This is a genomic window from Pseudoalteromonas sp. APM04 (genome assembly GCF_022809815.1).
In the GTDB taxonomy this organism is placed as follows: Bacteria; Pseudomonadota; Gammaproteobacteria; order Enterobacterales; family Alteromonadaceae; genus Pseudoalteromonas; species Pseudoalteromonas marina.
Genome location: NZ_CP094441.1, coordinates 1,386,275 through 1,412,396 on the forward strand (window position 1 = coordinate 1,386,275; position 26,122 = coordinate 1,412,396).

Annotated in this window: 20 protein-coding genes and 1 pseudogene; 11 read left to right on the plus strand and 10 right to left on the minus strand. The window is 39.8% G+C overall.

Annotation, left to right across the window (positions count from 1 at the left end):
- Positions 1-3: 3 nt before the first annotated feature.
- Complete coding sequence (grpE, locus tag MTP24_RS06570) at positions 4-612, plus strand: nucleotide exchange factor GrpE (protein ID WP_008132071.1); 609 nt, start codon at positions 4-6, stop codon at positions 610-612.
- A gap of 28 nt (positions 613-640) precedes the next feature.
- On the opposite strand, the gene MTP24_RS06575 is transcribed toward grpE, so the two are convergent.
- Positions 641-1,843 carry a Bcr/CflA family efflux MFS transporter gene (locus MTP24_RS06575; protein ID WP_243533316.1) on the minus strand — a complete coding sequence of 401 codons (1,203 nt, stop codon included), beginning with the start codon at positions 1,841-1,843 and terminating at the stop codon, positions 641-643.
- Positions 1,844-2,023: 180 nt separating this feature from the next.
- On the opposite strand from MTP24_RS06575, the gene MTP24_RS06580 reads away from it, so the two are divergent.
- On the plus strand, positions 2,024-2,821 hold the full coding sequence (locus MTP24_RS06580) for a M48 family metalloprotease (RefSeq protein ID WP_006792426.1): 798 nt from the start codon (positions 2,024-2,026) through the stop codon (positions 2,819-2,821).
- Between the two features lie 108 nt (positions 2,822-2,929).
- Here MTP24_RS06580 and MTP24_RS06585 read toward each other — a convergent pair whose 3' ends face one another.
- From MTP24_RS06585 to MTP24_RS06595, 3 genes are all read right to left on the minus strand, one after another.
- Entirely contained in the window at positions 2,930-3,946 is a 1,017-nt protein-coding gene (locus MTP24_RS06585; RefSeq protein ID WP_243533318.1) for an alpha/beta hydrolase, read from the minus strand.
- Positions 3,947-4,098: 152 nt separating this feature from the next.
- Positions 4,099-4,887: a nucleoside-binding protein gene (locus tag MTP24_RS06590; protein WP_243533320.1), complete on the minus strand. Its 789-nt coding sequence runs from the start codon at positions 4,885-4,887 to the stop codon at positions 4,099-4,101.
- Positions 4,888-5,006: 119 nt separating this feature from the next.
- Positions 5,007-6,320, minus strand: coding sequence for a Na+/H+ antiporter NhaC family protein (locus tag MTP24_RS06595; RefSeq protein WP_008132075.1), 1,314 nt, complete (start codon positions 6,318-6,320; stop codon positions 5,007-5,009).
- 348 nt (positions 6,321-6,668) lie between these two features.
- Between MTP24_RS06595 and dapB the strand changes: the two genes are divergently transcribed.
- The 6 genes and pseudogenes from dapB to MTP24_RS06625 form a co-directional block, all read left to right on the plus strand.
- Entirely contained in the window at positions 6,669-7,466 is a 798-nt protein-coding gene (gene dapB / locus MTP24_RS06600) for a 4-hydroxy-tetrahydrodipicolinate reductase (RefSeq protein WP_008132076.1), read from the plus strand.
- Positions 7,467-7,828: 362 nt separating this feature from the next.
- Positions 7,829-8,965 (plus strand): glutamine-hydrolyzing carbamoyl-phosphate synthase small subunit, encoded by a 1,137-nt coding sequence (carA, locus tag MTP24_RS06605; RefSeq protein WP_006792431.1) that lies wholly within the window; start codon positions 7,829-7,831, stop codon positions 8,963-8,965.
- Positions 8,966-8,981: 16 nt separating this feature from the next.
- Positions 8,982-12,200, plus strand: coding sequence for a carbamoyl-phosphate synthase large subunit (carB, locus tag MTP24_RS06610; protein ID WP_006792432.1), 3,219 nt, complete (start codon positions 8,982-8,984; stop codon positions 12,198-12,200).
- Positions 12,201-12,247: 47 nt separating this feature from the next.
- Complete coding sequence (gene greA / locus MTP24_RS06615) at positions 12,248-12,724, plus strand: transcription elongation factor GreA (protein ID WP_243533322.1); 477 nt, start codon at positions 12,248-12,250, stop codon at positions 12,722-12,724.
- A gap of 132 nt (positions 12,725-12,856) precedes the next feature.
- Positions 12,857-13,900: a S66 peptidase family protein gene (locus tag MTP24_RS06620; RefSeq protein WP_138740065.1), complete on the plus strand. Its 1,044-nt coding sequence runs from the start codon at positions 12,857-12,859 to the stop codon at positions 13,898-13,900.
- Positions 13,901-14,307: 407 nt separating this feature from the next.
- Positions 14,308-14,802 (plus strand): annotated as a pseudogene (locus MTP24_RS06625) (class I SAM-dependent methyltransferase); the annotation flags it as partial.
- 61 nt (positions 14,803-14,863) lie between these two features.
- Here MTP24_RS06625 and MTP24_RS06630 read toward each other — a convergent pair.
- A complete protein-coding gene (locus tag MTP24_RS06630; protein WP_243533327.1) occupies positions 14,864-16,372 on the minus strand; it encodes an OmpA family protein in 1,509 nt (502 codons plus the stop codon).
- Positions 16,373-16,640: 268 nt separating this feature from the next.
- Here MTP24_RS06630 and MTP24_RS06635 point away from each other — a divergent pair, with 268 nt between their 5' ends.
- Complete coding sequence (locus tag MTP24_RS06635; protein ID WP_008132086.1) at positions 16,641-16,985, plus strand: hypothetical protein; 345 nt, start codon at positions 16,641-16,643, stop codon at positions 16,983-16,985.
- Positions 16,986-16,997: 12 nt separating this feature from the next.
- Positions 16,998-17,828: a rhombotarget lipoprotein gene (gene rhlP / locus MTP24_RS06640; RefSeq protein ID WP_138740063.1), complete on the plus strand. Its 831-nt coding sequence runs from the start codon at positions 16,998-17,000 to the stop codon at positions 17,826-17,828.
- Positions 17,829-17,909: 81 nt separating this feature from the next.
- On the opposite strand, the gene MTP24_RS06645 is transcribed toward rhlP, so the two are convergent.
- The 4 genes from MTP24_RS06645 to MTP24_RS06660 form a co-directional block, all read right to left on the minus strand.
- Positions 17,910-18,800: a dienelactone hydrolase family protein gene (locus tag MTP24_RS06645; protein WP_008132090.1), complete on the minus strand. Its 891-nt coding sequence runs from the start codon at positions 18,798-18,800 to the stop codon at positions 17,910-17,912.
- A 104-nt stretch (positions 18,801-18,904) separates the two neighbouring features.
- Positions 18,905-19,072, minus strand: a complete 168-nt coding sequence (locus MTP24_RS06650) for a hypothetical protein (protein WP_008132091.1) — start codon at positions 19,070-19,072, stop codon at positions 18,905-18,907.
- A gap of 142 nt (positions 19,073-19,214) precedes the next feature.
- Complete coding sequence (locus MTP24_RS06655) at positions 19,215-22,364, minus strand: efflux RND transporter permease subunit (RefSeq protein ID WP_008132094.1); 3,150 nt, start codon at positions 22,362-22,364, stop codon at positions 19,215-19,217.
- Positions 22,361-23,542: an efflux RND transporter periplasmic adaptor subunit gene (locus MTP24_RS06660; protein WP_138740062.1), complete on the minus strand. Its 1,182-nt coding sequence runs from the start codon at positions 23,540-23,542 to the stop codon at positions 22,361-22,363. Before MTP24_RS06660 ends, MTP24_RS06655 begins: the two co-directional genes overlap by 4 nt.
- Positions 23,543-23,710: 168 nt before the next feature.
- Between MTP24_RS06660 and MTP24_RS06665 the strand changes: the two genes are divergently transcribed.
- A complete protein-coding gene (locus tag MTP24_RS06665) occupies positions 23,711-23,974 on the plus strand; it encodes a YkgJ family cysteine cluster protein (protein ID WP_138740061.1) in 264 nt (87 codons plus the stop codon).
- A 703-nt stretch (positions 23,975-24,677) separates the two neighbouring features.
- Here the strand turns inward: MTP24_RS06665 and MTP24_RS06670 are convergent.
- Positions 24,678-26,102, minus strand: a complete 1,425-nt coding sequence (locus tag MTP24_RS06670) for a S41 family peptidase (protein ID WP_203983758.1) — start codon at positions 26,100-26,102, stop codon at positions 24,678-24,680.
- Between the last annotated feature and the right edge of the window lie 20 nt (positions 26,103-26,122).

A 26,122-nucleotide genomic window follows, 5' to 3' on the forward strand; every position in this document is an offset into this window, starting at 1 on the left:
TTTATGTCTGAGCAGACACAAAACCCAGAGCAAGAAGTAGAACTAAACGAAGAAATTGAACAAATGCAAGCAGATGTAGAAGCAGCCGTTGATGCCGCTGAACAACATGCAGAAGAACAAAGCCCTGAAGCTGAAATTGCGATGCTTTACGCAGAGCTAGAAGCTGCTAAGCAAACTATTGCAGATCAAAAAGACGGTGTGATCCGTGCCGCTGCCGACGTTGACAACATTCGCCGTCGTGCTGCACAAGATGTAGAAAAAGCACACAAATTTGCACTTGAAAAGTTTGCTAACGAATTACTTCCTGTGATTGATAATCTTGAGCGCGCTATTGAGTTTTCTGATAAAGAAAACGAAACGTTAAAGCCGTTGCTTGAAGGTATTGATATGACGGTTAAAAGCTTTAACGATGCTGTTGCTAAATTCGGTGTTGAAATTGTTAACCCACAAGGCGAGCAATTTAACCCAGAGTTCCATCAAGCTATGTCAATTCAGCCAAGCAACGATGTAACACCAAACACTGTGCTTGCTGTTATGCAAAAAGGCTACACATTAAATGGACGTTTATTACGCCCGGCAATGGTTATGGTTTCAAAAGCGGCTGACGCTTAATTTAGCCGTTTAACACTTTAAAAATGCCTCAAATTGAGGCATTTTTTTTGTCTTTTTTATAATGAATTATTTGCACTAATATAGTCAGCAGTACCGCGCTAAACATGAGGCTCGAAAACGGCACAGAGCTTTGAGCATGCATAACAGCAAGAATGGGGCCTACCAAGGCACCGCTGCCAAACCTAAGCGTACCAATAACGGCAGTAGCCGTGCCGGTGTTTTTTTCAAACTTCATGAGTATTAACGAATCTGCATTACTGGCAGTGACCCCTAAACTCATCATTAATGGTGCAATTGCTGCCACTATATAATAAAGCGATAAATGTAAAATACTAAAAGTTAAAAGGCACAATCCTGAAATAAAACCACATACCAATCCAATATATAACATTTTGCGTGAACCAATACGCGGCACAATTCGTGTATTTAAAAAGTTACCAAACATTAATGCCATCACATTAAAGGCAAATAATATCCCAAACAGTTGCTCCGACACTTTGTATAAGTCTAAATAGATAAAAGGCACTGAGGTTAAAAAGCAAAAAAAGCCAAACGATACAAACATTGAGCTTAAAATATCGGCGCGTGCTTCGGTATTACTCAAAACAGTTTTATAACTGTCAAAAAATAAGGCTAACCCTTTTTTTTCACTGGTATGAATAGGTATATCAATTAAATATATTTGCACAAACACAAGTATTATAAAGCTGTAAGCTGCTAATACTAAAAATATGGTAGACCAAACAGAAAACCCTAAAATAAAAGAGCCTACAGACGGTGCTATTAATGGTGCAACCATCATGATCATCGATACATACGACATACCTTTTGCCGTATTTTGCTGATAAATATGCCTTATAATTCCTGGCACGACCACCGTAGCAGCAGCACCAGTGAACGCTTGTATTGCCCTTAGTGCCCAAAAAGTATGAATTTCTGTTGTGAATGCTAACGCAGTAGAGGTTAAACCAAATAATGTTAAACCAATTTTAGCCAGTTTTCGGCGGCCAATTTGATCCGCTATAGGGCCAAAAAATAACATGCCCAATGAGTAACCTGCTAAATAAATACTTAGCGATATTTGTACATTTGGCATACTTGTTTGTAAATTGTTCGCAATAACCAACATTGCGGGCAAATACATATCAATTGCAAGGGGTGTAATAGCGACAATACTTGCTAATAAAGGTAATAAAATACGGGTATTAAAAGACGTAGACGAGGCGCCCATACATAAACTCAAGGTAACTAAAACAAGGGCTATAGTGTAGCAGGGCATTGTATATGTATAAACGTACTTTAGCCGGAACGTTACTTACTTCACCGCAAAGTACTTACCTTAAACCAATGATTTTAAACTGGCACTGTGTTTGCTATCCTACTTGCAGTATAAATGACTTAAGGTAATACAATGAAAAAATTGGTATTGGCACTAGTAGCAACGGCTGTTTTAGCAGGGTGTAAAACATCGCCAACAGGGCGTACTCAAATAGCGCTTTATTCGGATCAGCAAATGAGCGAAATGGGTACAGCTAGCTTTGCTGACATGAAAAAAAATCAGCCAATTAATAAAAATCCAAAAACCAATACATATGTAAATTGTATTGCTGAAAAAGTAATTGCCGTTTTACCTAATGAGTATGCATCTCAAAACTGGGAAGTGGTGGTATTTGAAGATGATTCAGCAAATGCATTTGCTTTGCCTGGCGGTTATATTGGTGTTCATACCGGATTACTAAAAATAGCGACTAACCAAGATCAAGTTGCCACCGTTTTAGGGCATGAAGTAGGACACGTAATTGCAGAACACTCTAATGAACGTGTATCACAAAGCTCGTTGTTAAGTACAGGAATGCAATTGGGTAGTGTTGCGCTTGAAATGGGTAACGTGCAGTACCGTAATGAAATTATGCAAGGGCTCGGATTAGGCGCTCAATATGGTGTGGTTTTACCGTTTAGCCGTTCTCATGAATCTGAGGCCGACACCATTGGTCTTGATTTAATGGCAAAAGCGGGTTTTAACCCAAAAGAGTCGGTTACGCTTTGGGAAAACATGAGTAAAGCGGGAAGCGGTGCAACGCCTGAATTTTTGTCTACTCACCCAGCACCGACGAGTCGTATTAATAATTTGCAGTCGCAAATGACAAAAGCACTAAGTGAGCAAAGTACTGCAAACTCACAAGGAAAAAGGCCACAGTGCTCACTTTAGTTGAGCTCTTAACAGTATAAAGCAGTGGCGTATAGTGTTGATGCGCTAATAAAATAAAACCCCTGAGTGTAAATACTTTCAGGGGTTTTATTTTATCGGTTATGTGTGTTACTTGTCAGCGAGTGCTTCTTTAAATACAGTTTTAAAGCGCTCAAAGTCTTCTATATGTGGTAAGTGGCCTAAATTATCGAGTTCATATAATTTAGCATTGGGGATAAGCGATGCGGCATTTTTGCCTAACTTATCATATCTACCAAGCTCATAATCTATCCCGGTTTTTTTCCAGTTGCGGCCTGGTCCTGTTCTATCACGGGTACCAATAATTAACTCAACTGGCACGGCAAAGTCTTTAAATTCAGTAATAACCGGTTGAGTGAAAATCATATCGTATGTTTTAGCATTAACCCACGCCATGTGAGCTTTATCCGGCCCTTGTATTTGCCCTGTAATAAAGTTCGTTAATGCTGAATATGTAGCGTTCCACTTACCATCGTAATAGTTTTTTTGCTGATATTTTTTTACGCCCTTGGGCGTTTTAGCAAGCTCATTTTTATAAAAGAAGTTGGTGTCTTTGTATTCAACATAATGTAAGTAGTTTTCAAGCCCTATAGGGTTAAGCAAAACCAATTTAGTTGTTGTATTGGGATACATTAAAGCAAAGCGACTTGCCAACATGCCGCCCATAGAATGGCCAACTACAATTGTTTTTTTTAAGTTAAGGTAGGCAATTAACGCATGTGTATGGTGGGCAAGCGATGCAAACGAATATTGATAGTTAGTGGGTTTAGATGATTTACCAAAGCCAATTTGATCAGGGATTAATACACCAAAGCCAAGCGATTGTAAGTACTGCGCTGTAGTCGTCCAATAATCAGCATTAAAATTTTTGCCGTGCACGAGTGTCACGGTAGGCATCTTTTCTTTGGTAGGCTTTAGGTAAATATACGCCATCTTTAAAGACTGCTTTTGTGATTCAACGCTAAAGTAATTTACTTTAAAGTCATATTGATAACTGCTTAAAAGGGCATCGTAAGATAGGGACTCTGTATTTACTTCACTACTTGCTAAAGCATTATTAGTGAAAGCTAACAGGGCAGCAAAACACATCACTTTAATTGACATCATTTCATTATTCCTTCAAAGGTAAAGCATGAGGCTTAAAAGAAATACGACAATAACTAAGTATTTACAGCCATTCAATTAAATACTTTTATGGCATAAAAAAAGGAGCGCTTAATAGGGCTCCAATTTATGTGATTTTAACGCAGTGTAATTGCTTAAAAGGTCCACTCTACATGTATTTGCGGAACTGACTCTGTCACTTCAGTTCCTAGCTTGTTATGCCAGTATTGAAGTTCCATGCCGAGTAGCAACGTGTTTTCTTTCATTTCAAAGGCATGACCCATGTCCCATACTAAAATAGGTTGTGCGAGTATCCATGCCTCTACATCGTTACCAAATTCGTCTTCACGTTCTGCAATGTATTCTGCGTGCCCTTTAAAGCTGAACTTTTGTGAGCCAATAGTAAAAGGGTATTCAAAAGCTACATCAAACATCCAACTATTTGTTTCTATGGGGGCGCCGCCTTTAGCAACACCTTCGCTGTCGTCAATATAGGCTGTTACTATTGTTTGAAAGAAGTTAAAGCCTGGTACATCCCAGCTTAATTTAACACCCGGCAGGTATTTCACCATTTTAGCATCGCCAGCAATATTTATACCGCCAGTAAGGCCAACATCTAATAACGCACCGGTGCCAATTTTTTCACCGCTGAGCGCCGATAAGCTAACAGTTGAATACCATTCGCCGTAAAAATCGCTATCTTGATAGCCGTCAGCTTTATCGTCTTTACTGTAATCAATGAAAAAGAAGTTGTCGCCGTAATCGTAACCCGATGCATGTTGAACTGAGTAAACCGTGGTATCTGACTCCTGCTCAGTAAAAGGGTTTTTTTGGTCGCCATTGTTAATGTGTAATGCTGTGCTGCTCCAATTAGCGGCAAAAGCAGTAGACGATAAAGCAATGGATGTAAGGGTAAAAAAGGAGAGTATTTTATTTAATTTCATAATTTGTATTTAACTATAACTTGAGTGACACGCGAAAGCGCGCATTATAGCAAAAGTGATTAATATGTAGAGTAATATGTTGCAGCTTGTTTTTAAGCTGCAACAATGGGGCAAAGGTTTTAAGCTTTATTACGACGCAAACAAATTATTGCTATAGCGGTAAATGCTAAAATGAAACAATAATAAGACGATGTTGAGACTTCCCAAGGGCTAATTTTAAACGTAGCGCCAAGTAAAAGTGCTTGTGCTCCATAAGGTAAAGAGCCCTGAGTTACACAAGCAAAAATATCAAGTAGGCTTGCAGAGCGTTTGCCACTAATTTCACCATCGTCAGCGAGTTTTTTAGCAATAGGACCCGCCACAATAATTGAAACGGTATTATTAGCAATACAAATGTTACTTGTCATGACTAGGGCTGCAATGCCAAGTTGGTCAGCTACTTTACGGTGCCATTTAGCAATTACTTTAGTAATGGCTTGAATTTTTTGGGCAATGTAATCAAGGCCACCGTTAATGCGAATAAATTCAGAAAGACCACCAATAAACATAGAAAGTAAAAATATTTCCTGCATATCGGTAAAGCCTTGATAAATATCTTTAACAAAGCTAGACCCTTCGTAGCTACCGGTAAAGCCCATTAATGCAGCAAATATAATACCGCTAAATAACACAACAAATACATTTAGGCCTGCTACGGCGAGAACCAAAATAAAGGCATAAGGTAGCACTAACCAAATATCGTAATCTTGGGTTTCGACCACTTGCGCTGCAGGCGTAAGGTAAAACAATAAAGCGATTGTTAAAATTGCGGCTGGTACTGCAATTTTAAGGTTTTCTTTAAATTTATCTTTCATTTCACAACCTTGCGTTCGTGTAGCCGCAATAGTGGTATCTGAAATAATTGATAAGTTATCGCCAAACATAGCGCCAGACACAATAGTACCTGCCATAAGAGCGGGGTCTATGCCTGTTTTGATCGACACCGCATAAGCAATTGGGCCAATCGCCCCAATAGTGCCCATTGATGTGCCCATGGCTGTAGATACAACCGCGGCAATTAAAAATAAACCAGGAAGTAATAGAGCGGGCGGTATCAGTGATAAACCCGCATTAACTACTGCGTCAACACCCCCTGTTGCACTGGCCACTGCAGAAAAAGCACCAGCAAGCAGGTAAATTAAACACATCGTAATAATGTTGTTATGCCCAGCGCCTTTTATAAAGGTTTCAACACATTGATTAACAGTGCCTTTATTAAGTATAAAGGCAAGCATAATGGCGGGTAATATTGCCACCGGTGCTGGGAGTTGATAAAAAGCGTAATCAACCCCTTGCGATTGCAGGTATAAACCAGAACCTAAAAATAGGGCTACAAATGTTAGTAGGGGTAGTAAAGAAAGTATTGCTTTGTTTTTATTAAATGATGGCTGCATCATAATCCTCGGAACCAATTAATTACCACAGCCAAAAATTCCTCTTTTAGCTGAATTTAGCAAGTCTATCTACGTTGTTAAAAGCTAACAAATAGTAGAACAATGCAGCGCCCGCAAGCCAAAGACCAAATCGACGCGAAAGGGAAGTTTAAATGTATAGATGGCTAAAGTAAACTGGTATTGTTATTATTCTTTTATTAAAGGGTTGACTGACTATTACATGACTTTTAGATAAAATCTACTAAGTACGTTACTTTCAGTGATTGATGTTAACTGAGCGGTATATACACTCAATATATACAAAACGATCGGTTTACGGTTTAAACAAAAATAAATTAAGGCATAGTGATGATTCGAATAGGTGTTTTTGGTGCTAATGGCAGAATGGGTTTAGCTTTATTGGAAGCCGCAACAATAAAAGAGCAAACACAACTAACAGGCGCCTATGTTCGCAGTGGGTCATCGTTAATTGGAGTTAATGTAAACCAAATAAATAGCGCTGCCGATAAGAGCGTATGTTTTAGCGACGAAAACACGCTCGAAAGTGTTGATGTTTTAATTGATTTCACCCTGCCAGACGGTATGCGTAGCCACTTAAAGCGTGCTGTTGAACAATCTCTCCCTTTAGTTATTGGCACAACAGGTTTAACGGCCGATGACATGGCATTATTAGAAAATGCTGCTAAACATATACCTATTGTATTTGCTCGTAACTACAGTGTTGGTGTAAATGTGTTACTAAATTTAGTTCAAACGGCTGCCACTAAGTTCGGTGACGATTTAGATATTGAGATATTTGAAGCGCATCACCGTCATAAAATCGATGCGCCATCGGGCACGGCTCTGGCAATTGGTGAGTCAATTGCAGATGCAAAAGGATGGAACCACGAAGAGGTTGCTGTATACGATCGAAGCCAAATTGAAACTGAAAAATCTCAAAACGAAATTGGTTATTCAGTCCTAAGAGGAGGTGACATAGTAGGTGAACATACCGCATATTTTGCCACAATGGGGGAAAGGCTTGAATTAACGCACAAAGCAAGTTCGAGAATGACCTTTGCACTAGGCGCTATAAGAGCTGCAAGCTGGTTGCAAAATAAACCGGTAGGACTTTATGACATGCAAGATGTGCTCGATTTAAAGTAGTTTAGTATCTATTTTGGGTGTTTGGGTCTAATTTTAGCTAAAAGCACTTATTTGTTATGATTTACCAAATAATGTTAGACCTAAAACTCAACATCATGTAGTATACAGCCAATTTGCCAAAAATTACTAAATGCGTGTTTCCAATTATACCCAAGTGGCTAGTAAAATCAGGGGTTCAGTGGGAATGATAAGAGTTTTAGGCAAGAAAAAATGTTGAAGATTTAGCGGTTATATCGGCCTCATTTAAGACTGCGTAAAACAATTTAATCTCATACAAAATCTGGTTTTGACGATCCCTCTGGGTATTGGCGGGGTGATAAGCAATTTGCTTACTCCCGTTTTTTACTGTTAGGAGGTTTAACTTGACTAAATCCGCTCTGTTAGTCCTAGAAGACGGCACAGTGTTTCGCGGTACTGCAATCGGCGCTGACGGCATGTCAGTCGGTGAAGTGGTATTCAATACGTCTATGACTGGTTATCAAGAAATTTTGACTGACCCTTCGTACGCGGAACAAATCGTAACTTTGACGTACCCACATATCGGTAATACGGGTACCAACAGCGAAGACGAAGAAGCGAATCAAATATGGGCTAAAGGCCTAGTGATCCGTGATTTGCCACTGCTAGCAAGTAACTTTCGTAACGAGCAATCGTTAGATGATTACTTGAAAGAACGTAATATTTTAGGTATTGCGGACATCGACACCAGAAAGCTAACACGTATTTTGCGCGACAAAGGCGCTCAAAATGGTTGTATTATTGCTGGTGACGAACTAGACGAACAAAAAGCGCTACAAGCCGCGCAAGCCTTCCCAGGCTTAAAAGGTATGGATTTAGCAAAAGTTGTCTCAACCAAGGAAAATTTTGAGTGGCGCGAATCAAGCTGGACATTAGGCGAGGGGTTTAAAACCTTAGATACCGCCGATGAAAAGTTTCATGTTGTAGCCTATGACTTCGGTGTTAAGCGTAATATATTACGTATGCTTGTTGACCGTGGTTGTAAACTTACCGTAGTACCTGCACAAACTAGTGCTGCTGACGTACTCGCATTAAACCCCGATGGTATTTTCTTATCTAATGGCCCTGGCGATCCTGAGCCATGTACATACGCAATTGACGCGATAAAATCATTTTTAGAAACCGACACACCCATTTTTGGTATTTGTTTAGGTCACCAGTTATTAGCGCTTGCTTCAGGTGCTAAAACAGAAAAAATGAAATTTGGCCATCATGGTGGTAACCACCCAGTTAAAGATCTAGACCGCGATGTAGTGATGATCACAGCGCAAAACCATGGTTTTGCAGCCCAAGAATCAAGCCTACCAAGCACGCTTCGTGCAACACACAAATCACTGTTTGACGGTACGCTTCAGGGTATTCATCGTACAGATAAGCCAGCATTTAGTTTTCAGGGTCACCCTGAGGCAAGTCCAGGCCCGCATGATGCAGCCCCATTATTTGACCACTTCATCGATTTGATGCAAGCGCGTAAACACTAATTTAACTGGAGTAATAATGCCAAAACGTACCGACATAAAAAGCATTCTTATCTTAGGCGCAGGCCCAATTGTTATTGGTCAAGCTTGTGAATTTGACTACTCTGGTGCACAAGCGTGTAAAGCACTTAGAGAAGAAGGCTATAGAGTTATCCTTGTTAACTCAAACCCAGCAACGATTATGACCGACCCAGAAATGGCTGATGCAACATACATCGAACCAATTCACTGGGAAGTAGTAGAAAAAATTATTGAAAAAGAAAAGCCAGATGCAGTCCTGCCTACAATGGGCGGCCAAACAGCATTAAACTGTGCACTTGATTTAGACAAGCACGGTGTATTGGCTAAGCATGGCGTAGAGTTAATTGGCGCAACAGCTGATGCAATAGACAAAGCCGAAAACCGTGAACGCTTTGACACTGCAATGAAAAATATTGGTCTTGAGTGTCCTCGTGCAGAGATAGCACACTCAATGGAAGAAGCTAAAGATACAATGAGCCGCATAGGCTTACCGTGTATCATTCGCCCTTCTTTCACCATGGGTGGCACCGGTGGCGGTGTTGCTTACAACATGGAAGAGTTTGAAGAAATTTGTGAGCGTGGTTTAGACCTGTCACCTACTAACGAATTACTAATTGATGAATCACTGATTGGTTGGAAAGAATACGAAACAGAAGTTGTTCGTGACAAAAAAGACAACTGTATTATTGTTTGTACTATTGAAAACTTTGACCCAATGGGCGTGCACACAGGTGATTCAATCACTGTTGCACCAGCGCAAACGTTAACCGACAAAGAATACCAAATTATGCGTAATGCCTCTATGGCAGTACTGCGTGAAATTGGTGTTGAAACCGGTGGCTCTAACGTACAATTTGGTATTAACCCTAAAGATGGCCGTATGGTTATCATTGAGATGAACCCACGTGTATCGCGCTCATCGGCACTAGCCTCTAAAGCAACGGGTTTCCCAATTGCTAAAATTGCAGCAAAGCTTGCAGTAGGCTACACGCTTGACGAACTTCAAAACGATATCACTGGCGGTAAAACACCAGCCTCTTTTGAGCCTTCAATTGATTACGTTGTAACTAAAATACCTCGCTTTAACTTTGAGAAATTTGCCGGTGCTAACGACCGTTTAACCACGCAAATGAAATCAGTGGGCGAAGTAATGGCAATTGGTCGTAACCAACAAGAGTCATTACACAAAGCATTACGTGGTCTCGAAGTTGGCGCAACGGGTTTTAACCCAATTGTTGCACTTGATGACCCTAAGGCAAAAGAAAAAATCATCCGTGAATTACGTGAGCCAGGCGCTGAGCGTATTTGGTATATTGCAGATGCAATGCGACACGGTATGAGCGTTGAAGACGTTTACGAGCTGACTAAAGTTAACCGCTGGTTCTTGGTTCAAATTGAAGACATTTTAAAAGATGAGGCAAGAATCGCTGAAGGCGGAATGGCTGGCCTTAATGCAGATTTTTTACGCAAGCTTAAGCGTAAAGGCTTTGCCGACCCGCGTATTGCTGAAATTGCCGGCGTGTCAGAAGCTGAAATTCGTAAAAAACGTCATCAGCTAAATATTGTGCCAGTGTACAAGCGTGTAGATACGTGTGCTGCAGAATTTAGTTCAGACACCGCTTACATGTACTCATCGTATGATGAAGAGTGTGAAGCAAATCCAACAGACAAAGATAAAATCATGGTTATTGGTGGCGGTCCTAACCGTATCGGCCAAGGTATTGAATTTGATTACTGTTGTGTACATGCTGCGCTTGCACTTCGTGACGACGGTTACGAAACCATCATGGTTAACTGTAACCCTGAAACTGTATCTACCGATTACGACACATCTGATCGTTTATACTTTGAGCCAATTACGCTTGAAGACGTACTAGAAATTGTACGTGTTGAAAAGCCAAAAGGTGTTATCGTGCAGTACGGTGGTCAAACACCACTTAAACTAGCACGTGAGCTAGAAGCCAATGGAGTGCCAGTAATTGGTACTTCACCAGACGCAATTGACCGTGCAGAAGACCGTGAGCGTTTCCAACAGTTAGTAGAGCGTTTAGACCTACTGCAGCCAGAAAACGCAACGGTTACATCAACTGAAGAAGCTATTTTAAAATCAGCTGAAATTGGTTTCCCGCTGGTTGTTCGCCCATCATATGTATTAGGTGGCCGTGCAATGGAAATTGTATACGACGAAGACGATTTACGCCGTTACATGACCGAAGCAGTTCAAGCCTCAAATGAAGCACCTGTTTTATTAGACCACTTCCTAGATAACGCAATTGAAGTTGACGTTGACGCAATATGTGACGGCGAGCAAGTAATCATTGGCGGTATTATGGAACACATTGAGCAAGCTGGTGTTCACTCTGGTGACTCTGCCTGTTCATTACCAGCACATTCTTTATCGCAAGAAGTGCAAGATGTAATGCGCAAGCAAGTAACCGATATGGCTCTTGAACTGGGTGTTGTAGGCTTAATGAATACACAGTTTGCAGTAAAAGATGGCAAAGTGTATTTAATTGAAGTTAACCCACGAGCTGCGCGTACGGTTCCATTTGTATCTAAAGCCACCGGCGTTGCACTTGCAAAAGTAGCTGCACGTTGTATGGCGGGCCAATCTTTAGCGAGCCAAGGCATTACTAAAGAAATTATCCCTCCTTACTACAGCGTTAAAGAAGTAGTTTTACCGTTTGCTAAGTTCCAAGGTGTAGACCCTATCCGTGGCCCTGAAATGCGCTCAACAGGTGAAGTAATGGGTGTTGGTGATACTTTCGCCGAAGCATTCGCAAAAGCACAATTAGGTGCAAGCAATACTTTACCACGCGGTGGTCGCGCGTTATTATCTGTTCGTAATAGCGATAAGTCACGTATTGTTGAATTAGCTAAAATCATGACCGAGTTAGGTTTTGAATTAGATGCAACAGGTGGCACAGCCAAAGCGCTTGAAGAAGCGGGTATTAACGTTCGTCGCGTAAACAAAGTTTACGAAGGTCGTCCACATATTCTTGATTACATTAAGAATAAAGAATACAGCTATATCGTTAATACCACCGAAGGTCGCCAAGCGATCGAAGATTCGAAGGTGTTACGTCGTGGTGCATTGCAAAATAAAACCAACTATACGACTACCTTGAACGCGGCATTCGCTAACTGTACTGCTAACAAAGCAGATGACCGCAGTAAAGTGGCGTCAGTTCAAGAGCTACACCTGCGATTGAACTAAGGAAATGTACCAAGGCCTAATTAGGCCTTGGTGTTAAGTGAGAAAATATGCAAACAATTCCGATGACAGTTCGTGGCGCAGATTTACTGCGTAAAGAGCTTAACGAATTAAAAACAGTTACCCGTCCTAAAATCATCGCTGATATTGCTGATGCGCGTGAACACGGTGACTTAAAAGAAAACGCTGAGTACCACGCTGCGCGTGAGCAACAGGGTTTTTGTGAAGGTCGTATTCAAGAAATTGAAGCTAAACTTTCAAATGTTCAAATAATTGACGTAACTAAAATGCCTAACACAGGTAAGGTTATTTTTGGTACCACAGTAACTATTGTTAATGTAGAAACTGATGCCGAAGTTAAATACCAAATAGTTGGCGATGATGAGGCAGATATTAAAAATAACTTAATTTCTGTTAACTCACCTATAGCTCGTGGTTTGATTGGTAAGCAAATGGATGATGCAGTCACCATTAAAACACCAAAGGGCGACGTTGAATACGAAATCATTAAAGTTGAGTACCTTTAATATATCCTCACTTTAGCGTTTACATAAAAGCCGATGTAATTACATCGGTTTTTTTATGCCTTTAATAATCTCGACTTTGTTTACTTTATTGGGTACGTTAGGTTGACTATACCCTAATGATTGAGAGTACTGATGTCCTTAATTAATTTTCCTGAGCCACTTAAACCTAATGATAATATTGCAATTTGTGCGTTTTCTTCAGGTGTTGATAATCACTTTCAAACACGATTAGACACTGTGCTAAATGGTTTAAAGTCGCAAGGGTTTAAAGTAATTGAAGGTGACAGTGTAAGGCAAAATATCAGCGCTAAAGAGCGAGCTTTAGAGCTAATGCACTTTCTTACCGACGAAAATATAGCGGCAATTATGCCGCCATGGGGTGGAGAGCTTGCACTAGACGTTTTGCAATATATTGACTTTAACATAGTGAAAACGGCTAAACCTAAGTGGTTAGTGGGGTTCTCTGATGTTAGTACATTAGCGTGTGTGCTCACTTCTCGTTGTGGTTGGGCAACCCTTCATACTGCTAATTTAATGCAGCTACATCCAAATGAAACTGATCCTAATTGTGTAAATGTTTTTCACGTTTTAGCGCTCACCAAAGGCGAGCAATTTGAACAAGTACCTTCAGCATCATACCAAACTAAATTAATTAATTATGAGAGCAACCCTGATGCGTTGTTTGAACTTACTGAGCCAACGCAATGGCAATGTTTAAATTACAACGATGCGCGTAAATTAGAAATTACAGGCCGGCTTTTTGGCGGTTGTTTAGACACGCTTAACTTGTTGCTTGGCTCGCCTTACCTCGATTTACATCGCTTTAAACAAGAGTATGCACCAGAGGGGCTTGTGCTCTTTCTAGAAAACGCAGAGTTAAGCCCAACAGCCGTAGCACGTAGTCTCATAGCATTAAAACTAAATGGCGTACTTACTGATGTAAACGGTATTATACTTGGTCGCAGTGCCGTTATTGATAGCCCCCATAAGCAGATTGATTATTACCAAGCAATAGAATTAGCACTTGGTAAATGTATTTTCCCCGTACTGTTTGATGCTGATATTGGGCATGTTGCACCTAATTTAAACTTAATTAATGGTGCAAGCTGTACGATTAACGCAGACATAAATGAAGGCAAAGTGATTAAGGCATCGCTAAGCACTAAGCTGTGTTAATTATTAAGTTTTATATCTAATGTATAGTTGAAAAGGAATCTTTAAATTGAACATTACGGACGCTCATTACTCATACTTTTTAGGCAAGAGACTCTGTCACTAATCTATTTATTTCACTTTTCACATCGCTAGTTAGGTTAAACTGATGCGATCACCACAATTTAATAAACCCTACTATGGCTAAATGTGCCTCTAAGATAAACCTTGATCTTAGAGGAACGATTTCCTATTTACTGCCCGCGTTATTCGTGGAATTATTAAGCAACTAAAATGCAATTTATGCAGAACGTGTAAACAATTTTAGCTCAGGAGTAATTATGTGGGATGAAAGGTATAACACTCAGCAATAAGCTTATGGCAAAGAGCCAAACGATTTTTTAGCCCAGCAATACAAACAATTACCTAAAGGCAGGGTTATAAGCTTGGCCGAAGGCGAGGGGAGAAATGCGGTATTTTTAGCAAAAATGGGTTATGAGGTTACTGCGGTTGATGGCTCGAAAGTAGGCCTTGAAAAAGCAGAAAAACTTGCAAAAGAGCATTGCGTAAACATTGAACTAATACATGCTGATTTAGCAGAATTTGATTTTGGAAAAGAAACATGGGATGCAGTCGTCTCAATTTATTGCCCTTTACCGAGCGCAGTTCGCTCTGCTGTATATAAACGTGCTGTAAAAGGTTTAAAGCCAGCTGGAGTATTTTTACTCGAGGCCTATACACCAGAGCAAGTAAACTATAATACCGGCGGCGGCCCAGATGCAGATACTAAAACCTCAAAAAGCGATTTAGAGGATGACTTAATAGGGCTTAGTTTTGTACATTTAAAAGAATTAAAACGAGAAGTGTTTGAGGGCTCGTATCACACCGGTTTAGCATCGGTCTTGCAGGCTATAGCTAAAAAATAAATGTTATATAAGTTTAGGGCGCTTGTTATAGCGCCCTTTATTTTTATGGTTTAAACAAAGGCTAATTTTTCTTATTTGATAATTTCTCAACCAATTCAACTCGGCGATTAAGCTCACGCCCTAATTCGTTATTGTTTGTGGCAACCGGTGAATATGGGCCTGCGCCATGAGCAAGCAGTCTTGATTTTGACACGCCATAATTAGTTATTAGCGCCTTAACAACAGCATCAGCCCGGCGCTTAGAAAGGTTTAAATTATATTCAGCTGACCCTTTATCGTCTGTGTGCCCAACTACATATAAGCTCAGCTGTTTATTTTTATCTAATACTTGTGCAATGGTATCTAAAGCCTGCTTAGACTCTGGTTTAATACTGGCTTTATCATAATCAAATTGCACACCGTATATTGATGCTTTTCCTTTTTGCGCTAACTGCTCTAGTACTTTGTCGCTATTAGTTTCGATTAAACCAGTTTGCAATGGAGTGGTTTGCATAACCACGAGTTGAATACGTGAATGGCCTTGATAATTCCCTATAAAAAATGCAGCGTAAGTCGTTTGTTCATTAAGCGTTTTTTTCATAACCTGATAGCGAGGTTGCCCTGAGTAGTTATAAATTAATTTAACCGCTAAAACATCACCTAACTGATTTATATCTTCTCTGATTTTTCTTTTATTAGTATTTTTACTACATGAGCTCTTTTGGCACGAAAATACAGTTTCAAACCCCTCTTTAACTAATGCGCCAACATAATTGTGGTAAATTTTAAGAGAGGATACGTTATTTACCACATAAGTAATCTGAGTTATGTCGCCAATCACATCAAGTGTTGGGATCTGTTTTGTTTTTTTATCTACAACACCCACAGGAATGTTAAATTCTTCGTAGTCTACTTGCTTAAAATCCTCAATATAACTACCTGGATAACGACTCAGCAAAGGGTGATCTTGAGTTCCTTTTTTATCTTTTATTGGGGCTTTATTACTATTTTTATGTGTTGTTGTTTTAAGTGCACTGAGATCGGCGGTTATTAAGCCGGTTTCAATCTCTTTTATATCTATAGTGGTTAACTGCACACCCGTTTCATTTTTATATTGCCCTACATAAAGAGCAATAGCAGCCTCAAGTTTGTCAGTGCCTTTGGTTGCGAATATATAATAGGGGTTTCTAAATGCACTACCAAGGTTAAAATAGCTAGATTTTTCGCCTAACCGCTTTTTATCTTCGTACTTATCACCTGAGTAACATTCATCTAGCGAACACATATAGTTAATAGTAAAGCCGGCTTTATTAAGTGCTTCTTGATAGTTTTTGGTGACCTTTAAAGAAGCCACATTTTTTATATCGTAAGAGTAATGGCTCGCAAAGCCAATAAATGAGTCAAAAGTAAATTGTTTGGCCTTTGTTTCATTGCGATTAAACTGTGTAACAAGGCGAGTTTGTTCACCTTCTAGTACCACTTTATTTTGTAATTTTGCACCAGGATAAGGTGAAAGAAATGGCTTAGCGTGAATATAAAATGCACTTAAGCAACAAGTGAAAATGATGACTAATTTATTTATATTTTTCATTAAAATGTCCTTTTTATATTGAAAGTATTCCGCGACTATAAAACAGCTGATTTTTAAAGTCATCCTACTTAACTTATAGTTTTGCTTCATTTATTTTTTTATCAACACAAAATACAGAGAACGGTCGGTTTGAAAACTAAAGCATTAATAAGCTGTTTTGGTTTACGTTTATTTGATGACGATTGCTCAGAAAAATGAGAACCTAATTAAAGTCACTTACATAAATAAGTTATTAAGCCTTCCGCACCTAAATAATAAAAGGAAAACAATGAAAATAGATGACATCAGAGTGTTTGTGCCATGTAAAAACTATCAACAATCGTGTGCATTTTATCAGGCGCTGGGCTTTAATGTTGAGCAGGCATCAGCTGATTTAAGTATTGCAACATCAGGTGAATGCAGCCTCTTTTTACAGCGTTACTACAACCAAGAATTTTCTGAAAATTTAATGCTGCAAGTGTGCGTATTAAACATAAACGAAGCTTTTAACACTATTAGTAAGTTAACTCACTTTGATATTCGCTTTGAAGGGATAAAACAAGAGCCGTGGGGTAAAGTGATTTATTTATGGGGACCATCAGGCGAGCTTTTACACATAACTGAATTTAATTAAAAAGGAATAATAATGAAAAAAAATACGTTTTTTGTCATGTTGATGGTTTTTGTACTGACCTCATGTAGTGCGCTTGTGAGTAATAATGCAGGTAAAAATACGCGTTCTAGCAGTTTGGTTGACTTTCTTTATCCAAACGAAGATAGCCGTGCTACGTATAAACCAGAAATTCCAGTGTTAAAATTACCTGTTACAGTGGGCATTTCATTTGTGCCTTCTAAAGATTGGCGAGCAAACGCAATTGAAAGTCAAAATGAGGTAGAGTTGCTCGAAAGAGTTAAAAAATCTTTTTTGCAGTACGATTACATTGACCGCATAGAAGTAATTCCAAGTACGTACCTTAAAGGTGGGGAAGGGTTTTCAGCGATTGAACAAGTAGGGCGACTATACGATGTAGACGTAATGGCATTGGTTTCTTACGATCAAGTAACGCAAACCTATGAAAATAACGCCGCATTATTGTATTGGACCATTGTAGGTATGTACGTTATTCCCGGTAACGAAAATACTATTCAAACCTTTGTCGACACTGCTGTTTTTGATATAAAAAGTAAAAAAATGCTTTTTAGAGCACCAGGCATCAGCAAGCTTGAAAAAAGAACCACCGCTATTGGTATTGACGAAACGCTCAATGAAAAGTCACTTGAGGGGTTTAATTTAGCGGTTACCGATATGAGCCTAAATTTAGATGCGGAATTGGCACGCTTTAAAACGCGGGTTAAAGAAGAAAAAATAGCAAAAATAGAGAATAAAGATGGCTCAAGCAGTGCTGGGGCGTTTAGTGTGTTTATTCTGGTTTTTATATCGCTACTTGTTTTAAAGCGCAGATATGTAAATAACTAAACATCTACATAGTTAAGTCGCTAAATACTTAAATTTAAAACGCCACATTATTCATCTTATGCGGCGTTTTTTTTATGGTGTTTAGCTTAATTTTTCATTAAAAAACGCTAAGGTACGCTGCCAAGCAAGCTCTGCTTTTTGCTCATCATAACGCCCAGTAGAGTCGTTATGAAAACCATGATTAGCACCTTCGTACATGTGCATAGTGTACTCAACATTGTTAGCTTTTAAGCTTTTTTCATACTCAGGCCATGTGGCGTTAACGCGTTTATCAAGTTCACCTAATTGAATCATTAAAGGGGCTTTAATATTTTTGTGTAAGCTTTCACTTGCAGGTGTGCCATAAAAGGGCACGCCCGCGCTGAGTAAGTCACTATCAACTGCGGCTAAGTAGTTAACAATATAACCCCCAAAACAAAAGCCTACGGCGCCTAATTTGCCGTTGCTGCTAGGGTGGGCTTTTAAAAAGTGAGCGGCGGCTACAAAGTCGTTTTGAATTTTAGCTCTGTCCATCGTGCGTTGCATTGCACGGCCCTCATCGTCATTGCCCGGATAGCCACCAAGCGGGAAAAGTGCGTCGGGGGCAAAAGCAATAAAGCCTTTTTTGGCTAAGCGTCTTGCTACGTCTTTTATGTAAGGGTTTAAACCACGGTTTTCGTGAATAACTAACACAACCGGCAGTTTACCTTCAATTTTGCTAGGCACCGCTAAATAACCTTTACCCTTACCATGCCCGTTTGGCGAATCAAATTCTTCGTAGGTGGCTTTAATATCGTCATCGTTAAACGAAACTTGCTCTGCAAGTGCGTAGTTAGGTAAAAGCGCGCTGGTGAGCACACTCATTGAAATTCCCAGTGCTGCAAGGCCACCTAGTTTTTTCATAAAAGTGCGACGGTCCATTAAACCATGGGCATATTCGTCATACCAATCAAACGCTTCTTGAGGAATGTGATCTATTTGAGATGAATTCATGGTTTTCCTTAATTGTTATGCTTTTTAATATTAAGTACCTAAACGTATCGGGTATAAAAAACGAGCACTAATTTTACTATTTAGTGTATTTTTGCCGTTAACTATTAATAAGCAGACAGGCTATGATCAACCCCCATCATAAAATCTAATCCTATAAAGGCAAACGCTACAACAATGGCACCCAATAACATTAAATTACGGTTATTTTTTCTGTATCCAACAATGGTTAGTACTGCAAATATGATAAATAAAATAAGTTGAAATGTACCCATGGTTAATCCTTTAAGAAAGTAAACTGAGAGTTAAAATACCAGTGAAAAGGGGAAGTTAGCAAATAATTGAAGGTTATTTTTAACGATAAATAAAAAGCTCGGCATGTTGCCGAGCTTTTTCTTGGTTGGGGGTTTTACTTAATTAGCTATTGGTCGTTGTTGGTTGGCCATCGACAATAGGGTTTTTACCACGCCACTTACGAATCATTCGTTTTGTATCTTCAAGTGCGACATACTGACACGGTATAAGAATAAGCGTAATTACGGTGGCAAATAGCACACCAAAGGCGAGTGATACTGCCATAGGTATTACAATTTGTGCCTGTAAACTCGTTTCCATAATAATAGGTAACACGCCAATAAAGGTGGTCACTGAGGTTAGCAATATAGCTCTAAAACGACGAGCTCCCGCTTGCATAACCGCTTCTTTTATAGGTACACCTTCAGCACGCGCTTTATTTACAAAGTCAACCATAACTAACGAATCGTTAACTACAATACCGGCTACTGCAATGATGCCAAACATTGAAAGGCCGCTCATGGTCATACCTAATACCATATGGCCAAACATTGCACCGACCACACCAAATGGAATAACCGACATAATGATCAATGGTTGTGAGTATGAGCGAAGCGGAATAGCTAATAATGCAAATATAATCATTAGTGAAATTGCAAAGTCACGTAATTGCTCATCAGCACTTTCCATTTCCTCTTGCACTCGACCAGCGACATTACTGGTAACACCTGGGTAATTTTGTAAAAGGGTTGGTAAATACTCGTCAGTGATTTCTTTTACAATGGCAAAAGGTTCAACTTTATCAGTATTAATGGCTGCCCATACATTAACTGTTCTGTTTGCGTTTTCACGGCGGATTCTGTTTACACCATCTACAATGTTGATTTGTGCAACTTCACTTAACGGCACTTCAACACCTGTTGGCGTGATAATACGTGTGCTGTGTATGTTACTAATAGAGTTACGTTCGTTTTCAGGGTAGCGGATCATCACTCTGATCTCTTCGCCTTCACGTAAAATACGTTGTGCCTCTAATCCGTAATAACTAAAGCTAACTTGCGATGCAACGTCTGCAAGGGTCAATCCCATGCTGTATGCAAGTGGTTTTAAATCAAGTTGTACTTCATCGGTAGCGCTTTGTAGTGAGTCGTTAACATCGCCTACGCCTTCCATGCTTTGTAATTTAGTTTTTAATAACGAAGCAACTTCTTTTAGTTTGTCGGTATCTTTACCTTGCAGTCTAAAACTTACGTCGCCGTCATCTCGTCCGCCGCCAAATAAGTTATCTTCAATAGTCAACGTTTTAACGCCCGGCAATGGTGGCATTTTTTCACGCCATAATGAGCTAAGGGTGAAGGTATCAATAGGGCGTTTATCAGGTTCAATGAGCACAGCCATTAATTGTGCAGTGGTACGGCCACGAAGGCTTACCGAGAGGTCACGAATCATTTTTTGACCGTATTGCGCTTCAAGCTCTTCATCTACACTAAGAAGTACCGCTTCAATTTTTTTAGCTGTTTCAAGTGTTGCTTGCTCTGATGATTCAAGATTCATTTCTACAACCACACGCGGAAAGTCATGTTGTATTTTAGGGTTTGGTACAAATTTAACTAAACCGCCTGCAAACATGCCTGCGCTCATAATTAAAATACATATAAACCCAATAATTACGGTATAGCGATAATGAATACAGTGCCCTATGAAAGGCGTGTAGTAATTTTGAACAAACGATTTAAGGCCTTTATCAACAACCATACGCACCTTGTGCAATGGGTTTTTAGGATTAGGTTTACGTGGGTTCATTGCGGCAATATGAGCCGGTAAAATAAGTTTTGATTCAATTAACGAAAAAATCAAACACAGGATAATAACGACACCAATCGCTTTAGAAAATGCTGCGCCGGGCCCTGATGCCATAGCTTGCGGTAAAAAAGCAGCAATGGTGGTGAGTACGCCAAATGTAGCGGGCATTGCAACACGTTTAACACCACGGATTACGTTATCGAGTGAGTGGCCGTGTTTTTCTATTTCGGCACTTGCCGATTCGCCCACAACAATTGCATCGTCCACCACAATACCGAGTACAATAATAAAGGCAAACAGCGACACCATATTAATGGTGATATCTAAAAAGCCTATTGGCATGAACAAAAAGGCACCCAAAAAAGAAACCGGTAAACCCATCATTACCCAAAATGCTAATCTAAGCGGTAAAAACAATGCCAATACCAGCATAACTAAAACACCACCCCATACCATGTTATCGATCATCATATCGAGACGACCTTGCAGGTAGTAGGTTAAATCAACCATAGGGGTTAGTTTTACGCCTTGTGGTAATTTAGATTCTTTTTCGGCCATGTAATTTTTAAGTACTTTGGCAACGTCGGTAATGTCTTGATCTTTAGATGCTGCAATATCAAACATTAACGAATTTTTACCATTGTACTTTGAATATAATAAGCCTTCTTCAAAACCATCGTTAATGGTGGCTACATCGCCTAAATATATTTGTGCGCCATCAGCAAGGGTAATTAAAGGCAACTGCTCAAACTCATTGCCTTTATATGCTTGTTTTTCAACACGCATAGAAATATACCCGTTATCTGAACGGATTTGGCCAGCCGACATATTAGTTGAAAAGTTTCTTACAGCGTTTGATACATCTCTAAAAGTAAGCCCGTATTCACGCAGTTTGTCGGGGCTAATCTCAATGCCTATTTCATAATTTAAGCCGCTAAAAAAACTGACTAAATTAACACCAGGTAAAGCGAGTAATTCATCTTCTAAATCGGTACCTAGTTCTTTTAGTTGGGCATAGGTCATATCCCCATATAGCGCGATAAACATCACTTCTTGTTGAAACTTATCGCGCTGAATAATTGGCCTTTCCATACCTGCTGGAAACGAGTTTATAGAATCTACTTGGGCTTTTATCTCGTCTAAAGCTTCTTGAAGGTCGTATTTTTCTTCAATTTCAATCCATGCTTGTGCGTAGCCGCGATTAGAGTAAGTTATAAAGCGTTTAATGCCCTCTAATCCCTCTAGGTTTTCTTCAATTTTTATTGTAATGCCTTCTTCAACCTCTTGCGGTGCGGCGCCAGGGTAAACGGCTTGAACACTCACCCAGTTACTTTCAAATTGCGGAAATGCTTGCTTACGAATCGTTAAGGCTGTTAATAAACCGCCAACAAGAATAAAAATCATGATTAAATTTGCTGCAACAGGGTTACGAGCAAACCAGGCAATTAGGCCCTTTTCAGAGGTACTCATAGGGTATCCTCTTTAAGAGCAAGCTGTGTTACTTCACCTTGTTTGTCATCTTCATCCGTTTTAACAGCCATTCCTTCGCTTGGGTATTCTAGTGCTGAGGTAATTAACTGTTCGCCAAGTTGTAATCCTTGATCGGCTATTACCATGCCATCTTGTTCACGTACAATATTCAGTGTTTTAAAGCTTAGAGTATTGTTCGCGTTTAAAATGGCAATTTGTTTATCTTTAACAAGGTGATGCGGGACAATAATTGCGTTATCAAGGGCTCTGCCCTCAATGGTTGCATTAATATATGAACCAAAACGTAGTGGCTTAGTGTTATCGACGTATGGCGTTGGCAGTTGCGCAACTAAATAGCTCATGCGGCTTACTTGATCTATTACGCCTTCGCTGCGCACAACTTCGGCCTGCCAAGACGTTTGCTTGCCGGCAAATTCAGCATTAAGGGTAACGGTTGCACCAATGCCTCCATTGGCTAGGTATTGCATTTCGCTATCTGCTACAGGTAATCGTACTTCTGCCACCGATATGGCACTTAATGCGCCAAAGCTACTGCCCGGGTTTACTACAGAGCCTAAGCTTATTGTGCGTGCGTTAATAATAGCGTCGTATGGGGCTTTTATATATGTGCGTTCAAGGTTACGTTTTGCACGTTTAACACTGGCTTGGGCAGAGCGGTAACGCGCTAGCTTTTCGGCTAATTGCGGTTTACGTAAATAAAGCTCTGATGCAGTTGAGTCACTTGAGTCTGATTTAATACGTTCCCATTCAGCTTTTGCTACATGCGCTTGGGCGCGTTCTATTTCAAGGGCTGAACTTGCTTGTGCAAGACCGGCTTGTGCTTCAATAAAATCGGCTTCGTAATCATTTGGATCAATTCGTGCTAAAATGTCGCCTTGTTTTACAAATGCACCTTCAACAAATTCATCTGCTACGGAAATAACTTGGCCACTAACTTGTGCAATTAGCTCGGTACGGTCTTTAGGTTTTACAACTCCGTACGATTTTACGTCGAGTGTTATTGCATCAATGTTGACTGTTTGCGCAGCAACCAGTGGACGAGTATCTTGCGCTGGTTTTTCTTCAGGCGGGGTTTTCATATTTGAAAAGCCAATTGCCAGTGCAATTCCGGCAGCTAAAACTGCGATTGGAAGAACAATTTGTTTTTTAGTAGCCACAAGGCATTCCTTCATAAAAGTGGTGATAGGGCAATAATACGCAATAAAGTGTTTACAAGGCGTTTGAAGATGTAACAAAGCATTACATATGTGTATTACAAATAAATATTTGGCTCTAAAAAGGAGTCTGTATTGTTAAATATATGGTTAATTTAAACTGAGGGTGTTATGAAAACAGAGCCAATGGCGTGTCGATTAGGCTGCGGTGCATGTTGTATTGCGCCAAGTATTAGCTCGGCAATACCGGGTATGCCAAATGGCAAAAAGGCCGGAGAACGTTGTATTCAGCTAGATGAGCGCAATTTATGTAAGTTATTTGGTGATGAGTCTCGACCAAAAGTATGCAGTGACTTTAGTGCCACAGTTGATGTGTGTGGGTCAACTAATGCAGAGGCTCTAGCGCTTATCACCGAGCTTGAGCAATTAACTTAGTTGGTGTGTTCAATACACACATAGTTACATTTAACTACTACCGAGTAACTTTTTTTAAATTATTAAAAGCTGCGCTTTTCACGCGAGCGAGCTCTGCGTCTACTACAAATGTGCAGTTATACGGCTATTTTATAGACGTAAAGCATGCTTTTGTTACTGGCAAAGACTGTACAAGTAATTTATTCACAAAGAGGGTAGTGACGCTGCGCTTTTAGAGAAAGTGACAAACATAAAAGTTGATCATGAGTTTAGGTTTACTCATTTACTCCTCATTCATTTCTCTTTGTGCAGTGATTTTTTCTTTGCCATAATAAAAAACGAATACTTTCAACTTGATGGGTGAGGCCAATTATAGTGAACGATTCACAAAGAGGGTAAGAGGCGCTGCGCTTTTAGAGCAAAGATTAATTGAATAAATCTTAACTATTCTTTCAGGTTTGATTTTTAGATTTTGCTCAAATCGGATATTCGCATATGTGGTATGAGCAGACATCGAAGGTTTTTAATGTCTGAAGTCAAGATTTGCCCCCCCTTCATTTCGCATTCACTTCATTTGATGAACACAAGGCTTCTTCTTAACGACCATAAAACGAATTAGGTTAACGTGTTGAGTTAAAGACGGGGTTGGTAAAACCATCAGATTTGATTGAGCCTGCACGTTAACCGCTCTTATTTAAATGTTGGGTAACCCGTCTATATTCGTCTACCTATTAGCGGTAATATATTTTGCTAAGTGTTCCACTGCCTCATTCGAATTTATTACTTCGTTCGACACATAAACATCTGGTTCGATAGGTTGCTGACAATGCTCTTTTCCTGATGGGCGAGTAAAGATAAGTGTCGGCATGGTTAGTTCTAAATTAGAACCAGACAATACATGAGTTTCTATACGCCCAGTAGTGCAAGACCTTACATTTGAATGACCCGCGATGACAGCCTGACGAGAGTCCTGTAGTGAGGTTAAAAACAAAATAGTGGATGAATAACTGAGCGGCCCCATTAGTAAATATGCCCGTCCAGGTATCTTTAAACCCTTATGCGCGTCGACAGGCACTAATTGATTAAATGTGCCTTCAATAACCTCACCTTGATTACCTTTAATAGGTCCTAGTTTGATATTTCGTTCCGTCATACGAATTTTAAAGTTTGACAGAAATGGAAATGGCTTGCTCGTAATGTAAGGTGCAATACCTTGCTGCCAATAGTGATCGGTCCCCCCAGGATTATGGCGAACGTCGATAATCACATCTTTGACGTTCGCATCTTTAAACGCCTGCCACGTTTCATCTAGAAATGTGAAAAAAGGTTGTTCTTGTTCTTGAGAATAAAAAAAGCGTTCGACACGCAAATACCCTATGTCATTGTCTAGTATTCGACTTTGGACAAATTCCCTCACATCAGCATTGTGATTTTCCGGCTCATCAGTGACACCCATTATAGAAAATTGCTTGCGCTTATTTTTATGCATAAACTCAATTTGATAATCTTTGATACTACCAAACAGTAACCAGTACATTTTGTTAAATCGACTGGCAGTAAAAGCAGCCCTAAACTCTGAAGAGTCGCCATACATTCTTGCCAACATAGTTTCAATTATTTTTGATGCCCTAACTCCGTTGACTGAGATAATCTCATCACCGATTTTAATATCTGAATGGCCCTCAATAGTTTCCGCCACAAGCAAACGTTGGGATGCATCTATCATTACGTCAAATGGAAATAGCCGACCACCGTTCTGAATGTGGTTCTTAAATTGATCATCAAGCTGTGGCGAAGCAATTAGCATGTGTCCATCTTTAAAGTAAGGATTCAGCTGAGAGAAGTATTTCCATGCTTCATAATGTGTCATGGGTGAAGTTATACCTTCTGACAAGGACTCTATCTGCGATTTAACTTCAGATACATCCATAGTAAAGCCCGGGTCTGGGTGGATCGTATCAAGGCGTTGACTTAGCTCAGTCAGGTTGCTTTTTAATGCCTTAATGCTCACTACCTTGCCAGATGAAGGCAGGTTAGTATGAGTATTCCATTCTTGCGTTTTTGTGTTTTTTGTAATTGACTTTGGTTCATTCAGGCTAGTGCAGCCAATTACAAACGCAATAAAAAAAGTTAAAATTATAGTCTTCAATTTTTGTCCTTAATTCTATT